Source organism: Actinoplanes sp. ATCC 53533 (genome assembly GCF_003947245.1).
The window spans coordinates 1-3,679 of record NZ_QHHV01000392.1 but is presented as its reverse complement, the minus strand read 5'-3'; the positions used below and the strand labels follow the sequence as shown (position 1 = coordinate 3,679).

Here is a 3,679-nt window from a genome sequence, read left to right as displayed (position 1 = left end):
TCACCGACCTCGACCGCGACACGGACCACTCGCTCAGCGGCGACGAGGGAAACGACTACGCGTCGCGGGTCCTCGCAAAGATCGCGTTGCGCATCGACGACACCGCGATCCCACTGTCCGTCGCCCGAGTCGACCTGCCGGACTACACACAGACGCAGGCAGGCTACGGCGTCCTGCGCATCAAGGCGACCGGCAGCGCACCGGCCGCCGGCACGCACTCGCTGTTCTACCGCAACGACTTCGCGCCGGAGAAACCGCGATACCAGGTCACGGTGGCCGGCACCGACGGTGTCTCGATACCGGCGGGCACCCTGAGCCGCGACCAGGAACAACAGCAGGTGCGGACAGACTTCACCGTCGCCACGCCGACCGGCACGCCAACTACCGCTGCCGCCCAGGACGACACCACCGACACATGGAGTGCCGAACACCTGCTCGCTACGATGCGCGATCCGTCGCGGTCGCCGTGGATCATCATCGTGGCGATCGGGCTCGCGATGGCGCTCGGGGCATTTCACGCGCTGACGCCCGGGCACGGCAAGACCATGATGGCCGCCTATCTGGTCGGCACCGGAGGCCGAGTCCGGGACGCGCTCGCGCTCGGCGTCTCGGTGACCGTCACCCATACCTCCTCCGTCGTCGTGATCGGCGTTCTGGCACTGTTCGCGAGCCGGTTCGTCGTACCATCCGTGCTGGTCCCGACCTTGGAAGTGGTCTCCGGAGTCCTGGTGCTGGGTCTGGGTCTTCGGCTGCTGTGGCAACGTCGGGCAGTCCTCCCGTGGATGCACGCATCCGCACACCACGACCGGCACGACCACGACCATGGGCATGACCACGACCATGGGCATGACCACGACCATGGGCATGACCACGACCATGGGCATGACCACGACCATGGGCACCGGCATGACCACGGGCACGACCACGGCCCGGCGTGGGAGTCCGGCCGACCGGTCTCGCTGGGTACGGTGCTGGCGCTGGGCGCGTCCGGCGGCCTGGTGCCTTGCCCCGAGGCGCTGGGCGTAATGATCCTCGCAGTGGGCATCGGTCAGATCCCGATGGGACTGGCACTGATCCTGTCCTTCAGCGTGGGCCTCGCCGCGGCGCTGATCAGCATCGGCGTGCTATTGGTGCGGGCCCGGTCGATGGCCGCGGCCTCAGAACGGTTCCGCGGCCGGACCACCGCGCGCTGGCTGCGACTGCTACCGGTAGTCAGCGCCGTGGTCGTAGCGCTACTCGGAGCCGGGCTGGTCACACGCTCGATCACCGACTTCGCCTGACTCGCTCGTCGTCGCCGCAGTTCAGAGGTGATCCTCACGCGAATTGCCCAGCGTGGGCTCATGATCGCTAACGCGGCCACTCTGGATTCAACTCAGCCAGCTTGCGTACGACCTCCGTTTCCGAGTTCTGGATGGGCAAATACCCGCGTCACCCGAGGAACCCGGGCGGCCGACGCCGCCCGGGTGATCAGGACCGAGTCTCGTGGTCATCCATCTTCGGGCAAGCCTCGTTGGTCCTGTTCCTTCGAGCCTTCGTTCTGCTTCTTCCGCTGGGATCGGTACTCGCGGAATCCCAGTGCCGAGCCGACAATTGCCGAGAGCATGGTCCACTGGATGACCAGAGGAAGATGCGCCACCCGTCCTTCGAACCAGAGGTCGAGACCGGTAATGATGATCGGCCACGACTCCAGCAGTCCCGCGGGTACAAGTGTGGCCCTGGCCACCGCTACTTTCGCAGCCCTGTCCATGGGAGATTTCTTAGCTTGAGTCATTTGCACCCTCGGCTTCTGCCGGTATAACTGCCCCACGTCATCCATGCCCAACCATTGTTAATGCGGAAACAGCGGCCCTTCTCGCTCGCTTTGAAAGCCGTGTATCCCATGGCCAGCAGGGCGCCCGCGACGAAAATGGTGTATCCACCGGCGTTCAGCAGCGCCGCGATGGCGGCCCGCTTTGCATACTTCATGACCAGCCCAGCAATAGGCACGCCTAGGACCTGGGAGGCATCGACGGGGAATTCCCACAGCCAGTTTCCAAGCTCCTCGGTTTCCTTCTTGTTGTATCGGGTCTCCCATCCCCAGTAGTGCCACACCTTCTTCTTGCGGCCGCTGAGGTCGGACTGATTGATCGGGTCGTTGGGGTAGTTGTACGCATTGTCGTTCCCGCCGTAAACCGTGTCGGTTGACAGGAAGCGACCGTTGGCGGGGTTGTACAGGCGCACCCCCATGAGCATAAGCGAGGCGAGGGAGTCGGTGGAGGAGCGCTGGGCCCCGCCGAGCCAGCCGTATCGGCTGGCATTGTCAGTGTCGCGCGGCATACCGTACTCAGTGGATTCGAAATAGGCCGTGGTGCTGGCTCCTGAGGTGTCGGACGTGGTCGGCACCTGGTTGGGAACTGTGGCGACGACGTCGCCGTGCAGGTTGGCGACCTGCAGGACGGACGAGCCGTCGGAGCGGTGTATCGCGGACAGGCCCCCGCCGATACCTGACACGTACCGTTCCCAGGTGTAAGTGCCGCCGGCGTCGGAGGACGTAGCGATCCATGCCGGGGAGTCGGTGGTGTTGGCGTAGTGGTTGATGATGCGGCTCGTTTCGGTTCCCGACGTGCTTGCGGTTACGGTCCGGTAGCGGCCGGCCGGGTCCAGCGTGTATGCCTTCACATCGCTGCCCTGTGTCACCTTCACCGGCATGTCGGAGTTGTTGTAAGCGACGGACAATGCGCTACCGCCGGTGGCCAGCGATGCGGCCGGGGTCGTCAATGTACGGCCGAGTTGATCGTAGGTATAGCCGGTGTTGATGATCCGGTTCGCGGTGTCGTAAGTGTTGGTCGCCGTGCCGCTCGCGGTCGATGTCTGGCAGGTGCCGTCCGCGCCGGCTCCGTAGGTGGTCAGGGCTGTCCGGTCCCCCTGCTGGGAATACCCGTACGCGCGGGTGCTGCAGGCCCCGGCAACACTGTCCTGCACCTCCGTGAGCCGGCCCGCGTTGTCGTAGGTGAGATCCTGCGCCGAGATCGGCGATTGGAGGTGCACGCTGCGCGGCTCCGCGCTCGCATCGTGCGCGGCAGTGAACGACAGCGTTCCCGCTGTGCCGCCGGTGTACGTGGGCAATAGATAGGTCAGGCCAGTCACGTTCTGAACATTGTCGTAGGTGTAGGTGGCGGTCATGCCGTTCGGGTAGGTCTGGGTGGACATATCGCCGCCGGCACCATAGGTGGCACGGAAGGTGGAGACGCCGCTGCCGAGGCCCGCATCGAGCGCCATGACCAGTCCACGGTGCTCAGTGGACGAGTCGTAGGTGAGCGTGCTGGTGGATTTGCCGTCGTTGACGCTCTTGATGTTGCCGTCGATGTCGTAGGTGTAGGCGGTGGTGGCACCGTCGGCGTCGGTGTAGCTCAGCAGCCGGCCCAACACGTCGTAAGTGCTGGACAAGACTGTCGAGCCCTGCGTCGCTGTCGTCTGCAGGCCTGTGGCGGAGTCGTAGCCGACAGTGGTGGCTGTCACCGACGACGAACTCGGCAGCCCGGACACCGAGGTGGCGGTGCTGGTTGGCCGGCCGACCCCGTCGTAGCCGACGGTCGTGGTCCGGGTGACAGAGCCCGAGCTTTCGGTGACGGTAGCAACCTGGCCGTACGCGCCGTAGGTGTAGATCTTGCCCACGACGGCGTATCCGGTGGACGGGCCA

At 65.2% G+C, this 3,679-nt stretch carries 3 protein-coding genes; 1 reads left to right on the top strand and 2 read right to left on the bottom strand.

Translation table 11 applies throughout. From position 1 onward, the window contains the following. A partial coding sequence (locus DMB66_RS58030; protein WP_199753269.1) for a hypothetical protein occupies nucleotides 1-1,280 on the top strand: 1,280 nt, incomplete at its 5' end. 206 nt (nucleotides 1,281-1,486) lie between these two features. Here DMB66_RS58030 and DMB66_RS58025 read toward each other — a convergent pair. Continuing rightward, nucleotides 1,487-1,747 (bottom strand): hypothetical protein, encoded by a 261-nt coding sequence (locus DMB66_RS58025; RefSeq protein WP_125812495.1) that lies wholly within the window; start codon nucleotides 1,745-1,747, stop codon nucleotides 1,487-1,489. Nucleotides 1,748-1,767: 20 nt separating this feature from the next. Then, a partial coding sequence (locus tag DMB66_RS58020; protein ID WP_305028166.1) for an RHS repeat-associated core domain-containing protein occupies nucleotides 1,768-3,679 on the bottom strand: 1,912 nt, incomplete at its 5' end.

Coding starts and splice junctions, on each gene's coding strand:
- DMB66_RS58025 (WP_125812495.1), bottom strand. CDS start 1,747: ATGGACAGGGCTGCGAAAGTAGCGGTGGCCAGGGCCACACTTGTACCC.